11 protein-coding genes are annotated in these 15,120 nt (G+C 71.1%); 4 read left to right on the top strand and 7 right to left on the bottom strand.

Annotated elements, in window-relative coordinates; genetic code table 11:
- Nucleotides 1-16: 16 nt before the first annotated feature.
- Entirely contained in the window at nucleotides 17-631 is a 615-nt protein-coding gene (locus ACFWN2_RS07930; RefSeq protein WP_382425724.1) for a hypothetical protein, read from the bottom strand.
- Nucleotides 632-650: 19 nt separating this feature from the next.
- Between ACFWN2_RS07930 and ACFWN2_RS07935 the strand changes: the two genes are divergently transcribed.
- Nucleotides 651-809: a hypothetical protein gene (locus ACFWN2_RS07935; RefSeq protein ID WP_177229625.1), complete on the top strand. Its 159-nt coding sequence runs from the start codon at nucleotides 651-653 to the stop codon at nucleotides 807-809.
- Here the strand turns inward: ACFWN2_RS07935 and ACFWN2_RS07940 are convergent.
- A complete protein-coding gene (locus ACFWN2_RS07940; protein WP_382425725.1) occupies nucleotides 760-2,127 on the bottom strand; it encodes an MFS transporter in 1,368 nt (455 codons plus the stop codon). The two genes, ACFWN2_RS07935 and ACFWN2_RS07940, sit on opposite strands and share 50 nt — an antisense overlap.
- 83 nt (nucleotides 2,128-2,210) lie before the next feature.
- Between ACFWN2_RS07940 and ACFWN2_RS07945 the strand changes: the two genes are divergently transcribed.
- From ACFWN2_RS07945 to ACFWN2_RS07955, 3 genes are all read left to right on the top strand, one after another.
- On the top strand, nucleotides 2,211-2,768 hold the full coding sequence (locus ACFWN2_RS07945; RefSeq protein ID WP_382425726.1) for a TetR/AcrR family transcriptional regulator: 558 nt from the start codon (nucleotides 2,211-2,213) through the stop codon (nucleotides 2,766-2,768).
- A 156-nt stretch (nucleotides 2,769-2,924) separates the two neighbouring features.
- Entirely contained in the window at nucleotides 2,925-3,785 is an 861-nt protein-coding gene (locus ACFWN2_RS07950) for an ArsR/SmtB family transcription factor (RefSeq protein ID WP_382425727.1), read from the top strand.
- A 10-nt stretch (nucleotides 3,786-3,795) separates the two neighbouring features.
- The gene (locus ACFWN2_RS07955; protein WP_382425729.1) at nucleotides 3,796-5,052 is read left to right on the top strand and encodes a tetratricopeptide repeat protein; all 1,257 of its coding nucleotides are present in this window, start codon (nucleotides 3,796-3,798) and stop codon (nucleotides 5,050-5,052) included.
- Between the two features lie 285 nt (nucleotides 5,053-5,337).
- On the opposite strand, the gene ACFWN2_RS07960 is transcribed toward ACFWN2_RS07955, so the two are convergent.
- From ACFWN2_RS07960 to ACFWN2_RS07980, 5 genes are read right to left on the bottom strand one after another with little or no spacing between them, the layout of a single operon-like run.
- Nucleotides 5,338-7,143 carry an SWIM zinc finger family protein gene (locus tag ACFWN2_RS07960; RefSeq protein ID WP_382425731.1) on the bottom strand — a complete coding sequence of 602 codons (1,806 nt, stop codon included), beginning with the start codon at nucleotides 7,141-7,143 and terminating at the stop codon, nucleotides 5,338-5,340.
- A complete protein-coding gene (locus ACFWN2_RS07965; RefSeq protein WP_382425733.1) occupies nucleotides 7,140-8,243 on the bottom strand; it encodes a VWA domain-containing protein in 1,104 nt (367 codons plus the stop codon). Before ACFWN2_RS07965 ends, ACFWN2_RS07960 begins: the two co-directional genes overlap by 4 nt.
- Nucleotides 8,240-10,486 carry a DUF5682 family protein gene (locus ACFWN2_RS07970; RefSeq protein ID WP_382425734.1) on the bottom strand — a complete coding sequence of 749 codons (2,247 nt, stop codon included), beginning with the start codon at nucleotides 10,484-10,486 and terminating at the stop codon, nucleotides 8,240-8,242. The genes ACFWN2_RS07965 and ACFWN2_RS07970 overlap by 4 nt, the downstream gene beginning before the upstream one ends.
- The gene (locus tag ACFWN2_RS07975; RefSeq protein ID WP_382425736.1) at nucleotides 10,444-11,514 is read right to left on the bottom strand and encodes an AAA family ATPase; all 1,071 of its coding nucleotides are present in this window, start codon (nucleotides 11,512-11,514) and stop codon (nucleotides 10,444-10,446) included. Before ACFWN2_RS07975 ends, ACFWN2_RS07970 begins: the two co-directional genes overlap by 43 nt.
- Complete coding sequence (locus ACFWN2_RS07980) at nucleotides 11,511-15,068, bottom strand: DUF4132 domain-containing protein (RefSeq protein WP_382425738.1); 3,558 nt, start codon at nucleotides 15,066-15,068, stop codon at nucleotides 11,511-11,513. The genes ACFWN2_RS07975 and ACFWN2_RS07980 overlap by 4 nt, the downstream gene beginning before the upstream one ends.
- Between the last annotated feature and the right edge of the window lie 52 nt (nucleotides 15,069-15,120).

The raw sequence follows: 15,120 nt of genomic DNA on the forward strand, positions 1-15,120 counted from the left end.
CTTGCGGACAGGCATTTCACATGACGACGATCTCGATCTCCTTGCCGAGCTTCGCGCCGTCCAGCAGGTCCAGGTCGTCGCCGCTCCAGAAGCGGCCCGGGTCGTACCAGTTGGGCCTGCGCTTGGGCAGCAGCCCCATCTCCTCGTACGTGACGGCCACGATCTCCGCGCAGAACGCGCTCTCGATCGTCGCGTCGGTGCTGCCGCCCACCGGAATCCGCCCGCGGACCCACCGCGAGGCGAGCTTGGCGGTCGACGGGAACGGCGTGCCGTCCAGCCGCGCCACCGTGCGCAGCGCCGCGTCCTCCATCTCGCGCGTCACCTCGTGGTCGAGCTGCCGCAGCCACGCCCGCTGCCCGTACTTGTCGTGCCACGTCACCACGGCGTCGCGCAGGTCGTGCAGCTGCGCGCCGCGCTGGTGCGTGCCCGACCACATGTCCTTGAGGGACTTGCCGAGCTCGGCGTGCCACATCAACGGCGGCAGGTCGTCCACCACGATCGCCATGCCGACGTGGTTGACCGGGCTGTTCGTCATGGCCTGGATAGCCCTGTCGGCGGGGCTGCGCCCGCGGAACACCCACACGTCACCGGTGCGGGTCATCTCGACGGCTTGGTCCAGGGAGGTCGGCATAGCCCGATACCCTATGCACATGAAGCTCTGGAAGCTGCTCGGCATCGCCGCTTTCGCGGGTGTCGCGGCGAGCGGCGTGGTCGCCGCCCGCAACCAGCGCCGCCGCGCCGCCTACACGCCGGACGAGATCAGGGAGCGTCTGCACGCACGGCTGGCCGAGGCGTCCCGTCCGGAATGAGCCGGTAGGCCACGAAGGACGCGAGCGCCAGCAGCGCGGCCGCCACGAACGCCGTCCCCTGCACGGCCTCGGTGAACGTGCCCGTCGCGGCCCACGCCGAGAGCACGGTGCCGAGCACCGCGATGCCCAGCGCCGCGCCGAACTCGTAGGCCGTCTCCGACACCGCTGACGCCGCGCCGGCCTTGTCCACGGGCACTGCGGAGACCACCGCGTCCGTCGTGAGTGTGAGTGCCAGCCCGACACCGGCGCCGACGATCACCAACGCCACCGCGATCGCCCCGTACTGGGCGTTGAAGCCGACGATGCTCAGCCCGCCCGCGCTGGCGAGCAGGCCCAGCGCGATGGCGCGACCCCGGCCGAGCAGGCGCACGACCGGTCCGATCGCCACGACGACGAGCATCCCGGCGAGGCCGAGCGGCAGCTCGCGCAGGCCCGCCTCCAGCGGCGAGTAGCCCAGCACGTTCTGGAAGTACTGCGACAGGAAGAACACCAGGCCGGTCAGCGCGAAGATCGCGATCATCGTGGCGCCCACGGCACCGCTGAACGCGGGCGTGCGGAACAGCGCCACGTCGATCATCGGGTGCTTCGACGCCTGCTGCCGCCGCACGAACAGCCACAGGCCCGCCACGCCCGCCAGTCCGGCCAGCAGGGCGGTCCAGGTGGGACCGACCAGGGCGAGTTCCTTGATCGCGTAGACCAGCGGGACGACACCGACCGCCGACAGCAGGGCCGACACGAGGTCGAACGGGCCGGGGTTCGGGTCGCGCGACTCGGGCAGCCACCACGCGCCGAACACGAGCAGCGCGGCCATCACCGGCAGGTTGATGACGAACACCGAGCCCCACCAGAAGTGTTCCAGCAGCGCCCCGCCGATCAGGGGGCCGAGTGCGGCGCCGGCCGTCGCCGTGGCCGCCCAGACCGCGACCGCCCGCGTGCGCTCGGCCGGGTCGGTGAACAGGTTGCGGATGATCGACAGCGTCGACGGCATGATCGTCGCGCCCGCCACGCCGAGCAGTGCCCTGGCGACGATCAGCCAGCCCGCCGACGGCGCGAACGCCGCCAGCAGTGAGGCGACACCGAAGCCGAACGCGCCCGTGAGCAGCAGTTTCTTGCGGCCGATGCGGTCGCCCAGGGTGCCCATCGTGATCAGGAGGCCACCCAGCACGAACGAGTAGATGTCGCCGATCCACAGCACCTCGGCGGTCGACGGCACCAGGTCCTGCTGCAGCGCCGGGATCGCGAGAGCCAGCACCGTCCCGTCCACGGCGATCAACAACAACGCGAGCGAGAGCACGCCCAGTGCTGCCCACTTCCGCATGACCAACCCCCTTAGCCGACCATCTGGTCTGCAAATTAACATACCGTCTGGACGGTCGGTTAAGCAAACGCTAGGTTGATCACATGCCCGGAGAGCAGCGCAACGCGCCCCGCACCCGCAGTGAGGTGCTCGCGGCCGCCGCGCGCGCGTTGATCGAGCAGGGCCCGAACGTGAGCCTCGACGCCGTGGCCAAGGAGGCGGGCGTCTCCAAGGGCGGCCTGCTGCACCACTTCCGCACGAAGCAGGCGTTGATCGTCGGCCTGATCGAGGAGTGGTTCGACCACTACGACGTGACGGTTGAGCGCCTGCTCGAACCCGAGGACACGCCCGGCCGCTGGACCCGCGCGCACATCAGGGCGACCTTCGAGACGGACGACGACCTCTGGTCCCACCCGTCCGTCGTCACGGCGCTGCTCGGCGTCCCGGAACTGCAGCAGCGCATGGACGTCGCGGCGACCCGCTGGCGGCAGCAGACCGATTCCGACGGCCTGCACCCGCAACGCGCGGACCTCATTTCCCGTGCACTCGACGGAGTGACGCTCGCGGACCTGCTGTGGCGCGGCCAGGAGTCGGCCGAGGAGCGCGAGCACACCCGTGACCTGCTGCTGAAGCTCACCGAGCAGACCGGACCGCTCGTCTGAGGTTGTCCACCGATCGTTGTCAACCGATCCGGCCCTGACACCGGACAACGAATTCTGCGTACCTTCGGAAGTGATAGGCACTCCGGGGGGAAGCACATGCCGATCGTGATGTCCGAATCCGTGCCCAAAGGCCGCGGGTTGACGATTCTGTTCGAGTTGGAAGATCTCGCACGCACGCGTTTCGCGTCGGCGCCGCTGCCGATGTATGAACTGGTGTTCACCGTCCACGGCGGCAAGTGGGACCGCCTGCTGCTGCCGAACATCCGCCCGCTCGCCGAACTGGTCAGGCCCGGCCGGTTCATCCCCGACTTCTTCAACTCCGCCCGGCCCGACTTCGACGACGCCGTGCGCCAGGTGCTCGACGTGCCGCCCGCACGGGTGCGCGACCAGATCGCGAGCATGCTCGGCACGACGTCGCCGTGGCTTCGTTCGTACGCGGCCGGCACCCCGTCCTCGCGCCAGGACCTGCGCACGGCGTTCCAGGCGGGCTTCCGCGACCTGCTCGGCCCGAACTGGTCGCAGACCCGCCAGGCGTTCGACGCCGAGGTGCGGCTGCGGTCGTCGCAGGCGGTGACACGAGGCCTGGGCGACCTGCTCGGCAAGCTGCACCCGTCGATCTCGTGGACCTCGCCCGCCCTGCACGTGGAACTGGGCTGGGACACCGAGATCTCGTTGCGCGGCACAGGAATGCTCCTCGTCCCGGTGCTCAACGGCCTCACCCGCCCGGCCGTGTCGATGTTCGCCGAACCGCAGCCCCTGCTCTTCTACCCGGTCACCGCACCCCAGCCGAGCGGCGCCAGCCTCGAACTAGCCCTCGGACGCACCAGAACGCTGGTGCTGCGCGCACTCACGTCCGAACGCACCACCACCGAACTCGCCCAGCACGTGGGCATCAGCCTGCCCACGGCGTCACAACACGCGACCGCCCTGCGCACAGCGGGCTTCGTCTCGACCCACCGCAACGGCAGGTCGGTCCGCCACCGCCTGACCCGGCGCGGCTGGGAACTGCTCAACTAGGGAGGCCAGCATGACCGCAATGCCGCGGTACCGCACCGACCCGAGCCCCTCAGCGCTGGCCACCCGCCTGCGCGCCCTGCGCACCGCCGACGTCCCCGTCGCCTGCCGCGTCTACGCCGGACTCTTCGCGCCTTCGTCGTCATCAGCGTTGCACGCCCGCATCACCCACGCGATGGCCTCCTCGTTCGTCGCGGGTGCCGACGTACCGCGCTTCGAGCCACCACCCTCGGCCCACCTGCGACTGCTGACGGCCGCGAGCTGGGGCCGCCTCGACGGCAGCGGCCCCGACATGACCACGTTCCCCGTCGACCTCGCCTCCGAACTCTGGTGGCGAGTCCACGAACGCGCCACCGGCCCGTTGGGCATGACGGACCGCCGCGTGGCCTGCGACCTGTTGCTGCGCCTGGGATATCCCCACCGCGCGGCCGCCGTGATCGGCCTGGCGGTGATCGACCCGCGCAAGCACGTGCTCTCACCAGACCTCGCCCTGGAACAGCTCGCCGTCCTGCGCTGCCACCTCCCGTCCTCCGCCGTGGAGACGATGGCGTTGCGCGGCGCCAGGTCCGGCCTCCCGGCCGCCACCCGCCGCGATCTGGCTTTGTTCGTGGTGTTCCGCGCCGCTGCGCGTGGCGCCGACTCCACCTCCCTGCAGGCCGCCGCCGCACTGGCCGTCAAGGCTTCGTCCGAGTTGCCGCAGAACGGTTTTGCCGGTCTGTTGCACCGGGCACGTCTGCACCGGGCGATCGCCGCGGTCCCGTTCGTGCGCCGTGACATCACGGAGGCTCATCGGCTCTTGGGGCGTGCGCTGGCATCGCTGACGTCGATCACGCCGGCGGCTGAGATGGAGCGGCTGGCGTGGGCGGACGAGGCCTACGCCCTGCACTCGTTCCTCGTGCGGACCCACCTGTCCGTCGGGCTCGGGCAGCGCGCTCTGGGGTATGCGGCGGAGTTGGTCGAGCTGAGTCCTGGCGATGACCGGACGTGGGCGTTGCAGGGTGATGTGCTGGCGGCGTGCGGGTTGTTGGATGCTGCTTTGGACGCCTACGGGCGGGGGATCGCGCTTGGTGGGTGGGGTGCGGCTCGGGCGGCTTACCTGCGGGGGTTCGTGTTGGAGCGGTTGGGGCGGGTGGCTGAGGCCGCTGAGGATTACGTGCTGTCGCAGCGGATCGACCCGACTTCGTCGGTGGTGGCGGGGCCGGTTGAGCCGGCTCCGGTGGTGACGACTCCGGTGGGGCGGGGCCGCGCGCCGCAGCCTCTGGCGCGCTGACGGCCCTGCCACGCACCGCGCCGCGCGCTGGCGATCCTGCTCAGCGGCCCCTGGCAGGTCGGCGGTCCTGCCCAGCGCCCGTGCGGTGCGCTGGCGTTCTGGCCCCAGCACCCGTGCGGCGCGCTGATGGTCGCTTGCTTCGCACCCCGGCGGAGTGCCGGTTGTCCCTGCTCCGCCGGCGGGGTGATGGTTGCCGCCAGCCGCCAGCCGCCAGCCGCCAGCCGCCAGCCGCCAGCCGCCAGCCGCCAGCCGGCCGTGCTGTCCTTACCCCGCTGCGGCGCTCCCTCAGCGCGCGTCGGCCGTCACCAGAAGCCTCAGGTGCGCGGCCAGCCACGTCCCCGACGCCGGGCCGTCGGCGAACGCCGTCACCTGCGCCGCCGCCGTTCGCAAGCCCGCGGTGTGCAGGTGCGTGCCGACCTCCCTGGCGCGGGCCAGCAGGCTGTCCGTCAGGTGGTCCAGCCCCCGGTGGGCGGCCTCGGCCAGCACTGTCAGGGCGCTGTCGATCGTCGCGCTCAACGGGTCGGGCTGCGTCGTGCCCGGCGTCAGGGGTTGGGGTGTCGTGTCCGTCGCCATGTCCGGCACGACGACTCCCGCCGCGGTGTGGACGGCCAGGGGGTCGACCACCAGCGTGCCCCGGTGGCGGCGGACGCTGCCGGTGATCGTGGTCGGGTCGGCCCGCAGGGCTGCGGTCAGGGCGTCCAGGGACTGCGGGGCGGCGGCTCGGTGGGTGGCTTCCAGGAGGCACGTCGTGCCGGTGGGGGAGTGGAGGGTGGCGGTGAGGCGTTGGGCTGCCGGGTCGTAGGCCAGGTCGGTCACCTCGGTCACGCGGAGCACTCGGACCAGTTCCGCCTCCACCCTGGCGCGGACCTGGCGCGGTGGCAGGTCGGCGAGGTGGGTGGCGGCCGCGTCGTAGTCGGTGATCACGAGTGCTTGTGGGAGGTGGTCCCAGGCGGTGCCGACCGGGGTCAGCGACGTCTTGGCCACCCTGCTCGTCTTCAGCGTCACGGCTCGGCTCGCGCTGCGGGTCGCCGACTCGGAGACCACGTTCGAGGCCGCCAGGCGTTGGCCGGTGCGCAGGGGAGTGTCGCGTTGCACCAGCACCACGTCGCCTGAGGCGAAGTAGACGTCCACCGCGTTCTCCGCGCGCAGGCGGGCGCCCAGGGCGGTGAGCCTGACCCGCTTCAACGGGGTTTCCGCCGGTTCGTCGGGGCCGAGGATCTCTGCTCTCGGGCCGGTGGCGGTGGTGCGGGCGTGCAGTTCGGTGAGCAGGGCGGCGAAGTGTTCGGCCTCGTAGTCAGCGCTGCGCTTGCGGTACGCGGACAGTTGCGCGAGCAGGTCGGTGATCACGGCGGCGGGCCAGTGCAGGCGTTGCGCGGTCAGGTCGCGGTGCAGGCGCTGCCACGCCACGTCGAGCACCTCGCTCGCGTTCGTGGTGCCGTCGAGCAGGAGTTGGTCGAGCAGGTCGGTGACGGCGGTCAGATCCGTTGCGGTGGTGGGAGATCCGCCTACGTCGACCGTGTCGGTGCCCTGGGTGTCCGCCTCGCGGAACGCCCACACGGCCAGCGCTGTCGCCTCGTCCTTGTTGACCGCGTCCGTGTGGACGTAGGACAGGTCGCCGGGCACGAGGAACGTGACCGTGCAGGTCGGGAGTTCCGCCTGCGCCGTCTGGTCTTCCGCGGTCGGGCGGCGGAGCTTGGCGCGGTAGCCGGCCTGGAACGCCCTGCGGGCGCGGCGGAGTGTGCGGTCGCCCATCAACGCCACGAGGTCGTCGTCCGTGACGGTGCCCGGCGACCACAGCTCGGCCGGGGCACTCGCCTCCTGGGTGCGTTGGTAGGCCAGCACCACGGCGATGCGGTGCCGGCAGACGCCTGCCGCGCCGCAGCTGCACTGCGCCGCCTCCAGCGCGATGCCGGGAGGCAGCGTCGTCGTGGTGCCGTCCGGGAACTTGCCCTGGACGGCTCCGGACGGATCGGTGTCGAGCGCCGGGACGACGCCCGCGTCGAGTTCCTTGACGGCGCGTTTCACCAGGCCGCGGTTGGCCAGTGCGGCGAGCGCGTCCGGGGTGAGGGCCAGCAGGTCGGATCTGGTCACCTGAGCTTCTCCGCAACGAATTCCGCGAGCTGGCCCGGGGTCATCGCGCCGACGTGGGCGCCGACGTTCGCGAGCCGCTGGCCCAATGCCCTGTCGTAATCCGGGTTCGCCTCGTCGTCGAGCGCCGCGAGGCACAGCACGTGGGTGCCCTGCTCGCACAGGCCCTTCACGGTGCGGACGAGGCGCTCCTCGCTGCCGCCCTCGTAGAAGTCGCTGATGATCGCCACGATCGACCGGCGCGGGCTGTCGACGAGCTCGGCCCCGTACGCCACGGCCTTGGCGATGTCCGTGCCGCCGCCGAGCTGCACCTTCATCAGCAGCTCGACCGGGTCCGTCACGTCCGAGGTCAGGTCGACCACGTTGGTGTCGAACGCGACCAGGTGCGTGCGCAGTCCCGGCAGGCCCCACAGGCAGGCCGCCGTGACGGCCGAGTGGATCACCGAGCTGGTCATCGATCCCGACTGGTCCACGAGCAGGACCACCTGCCACTGCTCCAGGTGCCGCTTGGAGCGGGAGACGAACTTCGGGTGCTCGATCGCGAGCTTGCGCTCCTCCGGCTGGTAGCGCTGGAGGTTCGCCCTGATCGTGGAGCGGAAGTCGAAGTTGCGGGAGTTCTTGTGGATGCTCGGCCGCCGCGACTTCGTGCCGCTGAACGCCGTGCGCACCTCGGTCTTCAGCTTCTCCATCAACTGCTTCACGACTGCCTCGACGATCTTGCGCGCCATCGCTAGCACGGCCGGGTTCATCAGGTGCTTGGTCCGCAGCACCGCGCGCAGCAGGGCCGGGTTCGGCTCGATCCGTTGCAGCACCTCGGGATCGGTGACGATGTCGGTGATCTCGTAGCGCTCGACGGCGTCGCGCTCCAGCCGTTCGATCGTCTCTCTCGGGAACAGGGTGTGGACCTCGTCGAGCCAGTCGACGGTCTGCAGCACCGAGTCCTCGCTGCCGCCCTTGCGCACACCGCGTTCGGCCAGCTCGGGATCACGACCGTAGAGCCACTCCAGCGTCGCGTCCCGGCGGGCCGCGTCACCCTGCAGGCCTCCCGTGCAGCGTGACGCCGGCTCGCCGAGGATGAGCCGCCAGCGTTCCAGGTCCGTCATGCCAGCCCGCCCTTCACCAGCAGCGCGTCCACGCGCTTCTCGATCGCCATCGCCTCCGCCACCGCCATCGGGTCGACGGTGAGCCGGCTGATGTTCTTCGCGCCGCCGCCCTCGACACCGCGATGGGCGAGCACAGTGGCTGCGATCGTTTCCCTCTCCCTGGGCGGGAAGTAGCTGAACGCGAGCCGCAACGCGGGCAGCGCCACGAGGAACTCCTCCTCGTCCATCGCGCTGACCAGCTCGTCCAGCACACCCACGAGGTCGGGGCTCGCGAGCACCTCCTCACGCGCCACCGCGAACAACCCGGCGAGCCAGTCGCCGAGCGCCTCGATGGTGCGGACCTTGCGCACGTCCGGCTGGGAACCCAGCGCCCAGGCGAGCCCGAGCGCCGCGCCGCGCAGATCCGGTGGTGCCTGCACGTCGTTGCTCACCCGCGTCGCCACACCTGTGACGTCCACGACGTCCAGCGACAGCGCGGACTTTGCGTGCAGCACGGCGTCCCTGGTCGCCGCCATCGCCTTGAGCCGGTTCGGATCGGCCGGTGCCGGACCGCCGTGCAGGCCCTCGATCAGCCACAGCACCCGCGCCGTGCCCACGTCGATCACCGAGCCGAGCAGCGGGTCCTTCCTCGTGCCGAACAACCTGTCGTGCCGCCACAGCCCGAGCACCCCGCTCAGGACGTTGCCCAGCGCCGCGAGGTCGCCCGTCTCCCGGACGCCCTCGTTGAGCGACTGCTTGACCCTGCCGGACAGCGCCGAGATCCCGCACAGCACCGCGTCGAACAGGATCCCGCCCAGTTCGTCGAGCGGGGCGTGCCGGGACCGGCGTTCCAGCGCCACCCCGGCCGCTTCCTCCAGCGTGGCACCGTTCTCGGCGGCCTCGATCAACGCCGCGAGCCGTTCCTCGACCGGCCGGAGCGTCCACTGCTCGTCCAGGCGTGGCTGTGCGCCCTCGGCCGGGCCGCTCGTGCGCTCGAAGCCGGGGATCCGCAGCACGCGCAGGCGGTGCAGGATCCTGCTGCGCTCCAACGCGTCCGGCTCGGTGAGGTCGAGCGAGACCCTGCCCTCCTGGTCGAGCCCGTGCGCCCGCAACAGCTCCTGCACGGCGTTGACCAGCGGTGGTGCCGGCGTGCTCGGGTGCAGCCTGCCGACCTTGCTGCCCTGCAACGCCCCGAGCATCTCGACCAGCGCCGGGTGCGCGCCGGGCTGCAGCGTGCCGCGCCGCGTCCACGGGGGCGGCTGCGTCAGGTCCTCGGAGATCAACGCGCTGGTCAGCCCGTCGAGCACGTCCGTGCGCGCCAGGTTCTCGTGACCGCGCAACCGGGCCAGCGCCCCGGCCTGGGTGTGCGCGGCGATGAGGTCGGCCGTCGACACCGGCTGCTGCCGCCTGCGCAGCCGCGTGGCGACCGACTCGACCAGCCAGTCCGCCGCGCGCTGCGCGCCGTTCTCCCAGACCTGCTGGTAGTAACCGGGTGACGGCATGCCCGACTGGTAGCCGGTGAAGGCGTCCAGCCGTGCGTGCGAGTACGGCACGAGATAGCTCGCGCCCCGTTCGCGTTCCGGCACCTCCGGCCACTCGGTGCCGCCGTCGAGCTGCGCCTTGAGCGCGGCCGTGTGGAAGCCACCGGTGATCACGACCACGGGCCTGTCACCTGCGTCGGCCACAGCCGCCCGCACCCAGCGCGCCATGTACTCCTCGCGTGCCGAGTCGCCCTCGTCCGCAGTAGCCGTGCCGCGCAGCAGGTCGAAGTACTCGGCCATGCCCACCGGGTCGGTCTCGCACTCGAAGAGGTGGTCCCAGAGCACGTCGACGTTGTCGACCGAGAACTCCTTGCACAGCCGGTCGACGACGTCGGTGTAGCGCAGCTCCGCGTCCGCGTACCTGTTGCTGACGTCGCGGAACGCCTCGTGCCACGCGGGCAGGTCGATGAACCTGACCTCGGCGCCGGCGCGACGGGCCTCGGTGATCGCCACCCACTCCGGCGAGTAGTCGCAGAACGGCGACCACGACGCGTGCTGGTCCGAGTAGCTGAACAACGCGACGGGCAGCTCGTGGCCCAGCAGCAGCTCGTCGATGCGCTCGTTGAAGTCGGCGGGACCCTCGATGAGCACGTACGCGGGCTGTTGCTGCTCGATCGTGGCGGCGACCAGCCGGGCACAGGCGGGACTGTGGTGCCGGACGCCGACGAACACGGCCCCCATCAGCCGGGCAGCAGGTGACGGGCGCGGTGCAGCTCCTGCCACTGCTTGCCCTTGCGCCGCGCCGCGTGCTGCTCCAGGTACCGCCGCAGCCGCGCCAGGTCCTCCGCGTTGTCCTTCGCCGCGGTGCCCGCCAGGCACTCCACGACGTCCGCCGCAGAACCGACCTCACCGCGCAGGAACCAGCCGCGCAGCCCGACGGCGTGCGCCACCGACACCGCCTCGGCCGTGCTCATCACCGTGGTGAGCCTGTCGCTGCCCTCGCGCAGGTCGCGGAACGTGCGCACGAGCACCTCCAGCACGTCCCGCCTCGGCGCGAGCTCCACACCGGAGCGCTCCAGCAGCTTCGCCGCCTCCTGCTCGACCAGCGCGAGCTCGGTGTCGAAGTCCGCGATGGGGAAGACCGTCTCGAAGTTGAACCGCCGCTTGAGCGCGGCGCTCATCTCGTTGACGCCCCTGTCCCGCGTGTTCGCCGTGGCGATCACGTTGAACCCGTCCTGCGCGAACACCATGCCGTCCGGGCCGTTCAGCTCACCGATCGCCATCACGCGGTCGGACAGCATCGACAGCATGCAGTCCTGCACCTCCAGCGGGCAGCGGGTGATCTCCTCGAACCGCACGATCTTGCCCTCGGCCATGCCACGCAGCATCGGTGCCGGCACCAGCGAGCGCGGCGACGGGCCCTCCGCGACGAGCAGCGCGTAGTTCCACGAGTACTTGATCTGGTCCTCGGTCGTCGCCGCACCGCCCTGGATGGTCAGCGTCGACTCGCCGCACACGGCCGCCGCGATCAGCTCGGACAGCAGCGACTTCGCCGTGCCGGGCTCGCCGACGAGCATCAGGCCGCGGCTCGTCGCCAGCGTCACCAGCGCCCTGTCCACCAGGGACGGATCGCCCACGAACTTCTTGGTGATGCCCGACTTCTCGTCGCCCACCACGAACTTGCGGGCGGCGGCGAGGCTCAACGCCCAGCCCGGTGGCCTGGGCGCGCTGTCGCTGTCCCGCAGGCGTGCGAGCTCGTCGGCGAAGCGGACCTCGGCGGGAGGGCGCTGCATCGTCTGGGTGCTGGTCATGACCGCAGGGACTCCAGTTCGGAGAGGAGCTCGGAGAGCGTGATCGGGTCGACGGGCAGGCTCGCCGGCGCGTCCTTCGGGGCGGACCACGTGCCGTGACCGTTGGGGGAGAACCACATGTCGCTGAAGCCGACCTCGGGGAAGACGTCCATCGCGCCCACCGCGATGCCCGGTTCGAGCGAGGCCACGAGAGCGCCGCCACCGGGGAACGGCCGGGTGATCCAGCACTCGACGCCCGCGTCCTGCGGTGCGCCGCGCACCCAGCCCCTCTTGGTCAGGCCGAGGATCTTGCCGATCGGGTACGGCGTGGCGCAGAACTTCTTGAGCAGCGGCAGGAGTTCCTCGTCGGACTCCAGCAGGTGGTACGGGCGGCCGGTCTGCGGGAACGGCTGGAGGATCTCGTAGTCGGCGAAGATCTCGCCCCACGCCGACGCCGTGTCCTTCAGATCGACCGCGTGCGCCACCCGGACCGCGGCGGTCTCGGGCAGCGTGAACTCGTCGTCGTCCACGTTCGCCAGCGTCCGGTCCTCCGCCAGGCGGAAGGACGTGCCCTCGTCGGTGATCCACACGAGGCGGCGGACCAGGTGCCACAGCAGCGGATGGGCCACGAGCACCGTCAGGAACTCCTCGGCGCTCCACGTGCGCTGGTCGACCATGGCGCGTTCGAGCCGCTGGATCTGGTCGGCCGCGATGGTGCGGACGTCCTTCTTCAGCGCCGTGAAACGCTTGTGCTCCAACGGCGCCTTGTCCTGGTCGTCCTTCAGACCGGGCTTCGGCAGGTCCTTGCGGCGCTTGCCGTCCGGGTCGAGCACGAACGGCTTGAGCTGCTCGTCGAAGCCCACGGTGAACTGCCGCTGGCCGTAGTCGATCACCAGCGTGGCCGCGTCGTCCAGGCCGAGGCGCGGCACCAGCCGGTCCGACAGCTGGTCGCGGGACAGGCCGAGCTCCGCCGCGATCTGGGCGACCTTCTCCTGGGCCTTGGTCTTGAGGCCCTTGAACGGCACCTTCTCGGCGATGCTGTTCAGGTGCGACAGCGCGACCTCGCTGCCGATCTCGGCGAGGACGTCGAGTCCGGAGACCGCCCGCGCGTGCTGGCTCTCACCCGGCCACCTGCGCACCAGCGGGGACAGCGCGCGGACCGTCGAGTCGTCGCCGAACCAGCCGAGCGCGCTCAGCGCCCAGCTCTCCTTCGACGGCGAGCCCGCCTGCTCCCACGCCTGGAAGACGGCCCACGCGAACGCCGCCAGCGAGTCCCGGTCGAGCGCCTCGCGCGCGATCGGCAGACCCGCGTAGAGCTCACCGGGCTTGGACAGCGCCGCAGTCATGAGCAGGTTGCTCGCGGCCTCGGCCGGCAGCGCGTGCCTGCGGTCGGCCAGCAGCACCTGCGGCAACAGCCGGGTGTCCGCCCACTCGCCGATCACCGGCAGCTTCGGGGGCAGCACGTCGACCGGGTCGACCGACAGCACCACGTCGATCGCGGCCTCGGCACCGCACTCCCTGGCGACGGCCGCCACGTCGACACCGACGTTGTTGTGCAGGTGCCGCAGCGCCGTCTCGGCGTTGCGGCGGGGGATGCCCGCCTTGCCGGACGCGGCGGGGACGAGCAACCGCGCGGCCTGCTCGCGGTGCCGGCCAAGCCAGTCCAGTGCCCAGCGCCGCGCCTGCTTGGTGCGGGAGAACCAGTCGGCCATCTGCGTGGCCACCTCGGGGGTGGCGAACGGCAGCAGCACCATCCCCGTCCCCGCCGGGGACGACTGGACGTGCCTCAGGAGCGCCGGCGCGGCGTCGAGCCCGAACCGCGCTGCCAGGTTCTTGCCCCACTCCTCGACGCCGTAGCTGTAGTTCGGCTTCCAGTCGGCGAGCAGGTGCCGCACCTCGTCGTCGGGCGCGAGCAGGAACAGGTCGTTGTCGTAGTAGCCGATCGTGCCGTCCAGGTACTCCTTGAGCAGCTTGCGCCAGTCGTGGTGGTCCTGCAGCCACTCGGCCCCGCACGCGAGCCACTCGTCCTGCTCGCCCGGATGCCACGTGATCGTCGGCTCCGGCGACGGCAGGTCCGCCAGCACCACCGGCTTCACCGGCTTCTTGCGCTGCAACCACGGCGGCGAGACCAGCAGTGCGGGCAGCTCTTCGGCGCTCGCCTCCGGCAGGACCGCGGGGCCGGACTCGGCGACCAACTCGGCCACGTCGTCGGGCACCGTCAGATCGGGGTTCGACAGCAGGTGCGCCTGGAGCAGCTTGAGCGCCTCGGCGTTGGAGACCGCTCGTTGTGCCAGCAGCCGCGCCGCCCGCTTCGGGAACGCCGCCATGGCCGACAGCACGGCAGGCCGCACGTACTTCGCGTCCAGCCGGTCCAGCATGATCGTGAACGCCTCGTCGGTCGGCAACGCGGCGAGCACCTTCAACGCCCGCTTGCGACCGTCCGCGCTCTGGTAGTAGACGTCGCCGTCGAGCTCCACCGCGAGCAACGGCGCGACGCCCGGCCCCAGCACGTACACGGCCGTGTACATCAGGAACGCGTAGTTCGTCAGCGACAGCTCGGCCTTCTCGAAGTCCTCCTGGGTGCGGGCGCTGCTCGGCAGCATCCACCACCGGCTCGACGTGTACTGCTGCTTGAGGAGCCAGGCGAACCAGTCGGCCCGCTCCGGCATCAGGTAGGCCCGCAGCTCCTTCTCGACCTTCGACTTCTTCAGCGTCTCCAGCACGGCCTCGGCCTCGGCGCGCTCTTCCGGCGTGGCCGTAGCGATCGCGTACCGGAGGGCCGTGAGCATCTGGCCTTCCGGCTCGGTGAGCGCCGTCTGGAAGCCGCCGCGGTCGTACTGCAGGCAGATCTTGGTCCACTTGCCGCGCTTGTCGTTCCACTGCTCGGAGAACGTCAGGCCCATGAGCTCGACGGTGGCCGTCGTGGCGAACGCGAGGCTGTGGTCGGCGATCCAGGCGTGCACGGCAGGTACGCCCGGCTTGGTGATGGCCGCGATCGCCGCCGCGCCGAGGGTGTTCGGCTTTCCGGTGAGGTGGTCGCGGGCCGCTTCCACCAGGTCCTTGTGGGAGCCCTTGACCTCCAGGGCGCGGTCGATCGCCTCGGCCTGGTCGGTGACGAGTTGGCGCGCTTGGGCGGCCTTGGTGGGGTCGAGGGTGAACTCGGGGGCCGGGTCGAAGCCTCGTTGGCGGACCACGTCGCGCAGCCAGGCCTTGGGCATGACCCAGGTGTCCTCGTCGAGGACGGGGGTTGTGATCGCTGGGGTGATGGTCGAGGGGGCTGCGGCCGAAGGCTCGCCGGTGGCCGGTGGCGTGAGGTGCTGCGTGGCCGTAGACGGCTCGCCGGTGGCCGGTGCCGCTAAGGGCTGCGCCGCGCCTTCTGGTCTGTAGCCCTTCTTCTCCTTCTCCGCCACCAGCTTCGCGATGTGCGCGTCGGCTGCCTCGGCGGAGGCCAGCTCCTTGGTCTGGGTCTGGCCGGCGGCGCCCAGCCGTCCGAACCGGACGGTCACCGTCGCGCCGTCCTGCCCGATCTCCCAGAACTTCGCGGAGCCGTCCGCGACGAGTTCCCACCTGCGCACTGCTTTTACCTCCGGGGCCACACGAGGGAGTTGATGTCCTTGGACGTTACTC

This window comes from Lentzea sp. NPDC058436 (genome assembly GCF_042721515.1).
GTDB lineage: Bacteria > Actinomycetota > Actinomycetes > Mycobacteriales > Pseudonocardiaceae > Lentzea.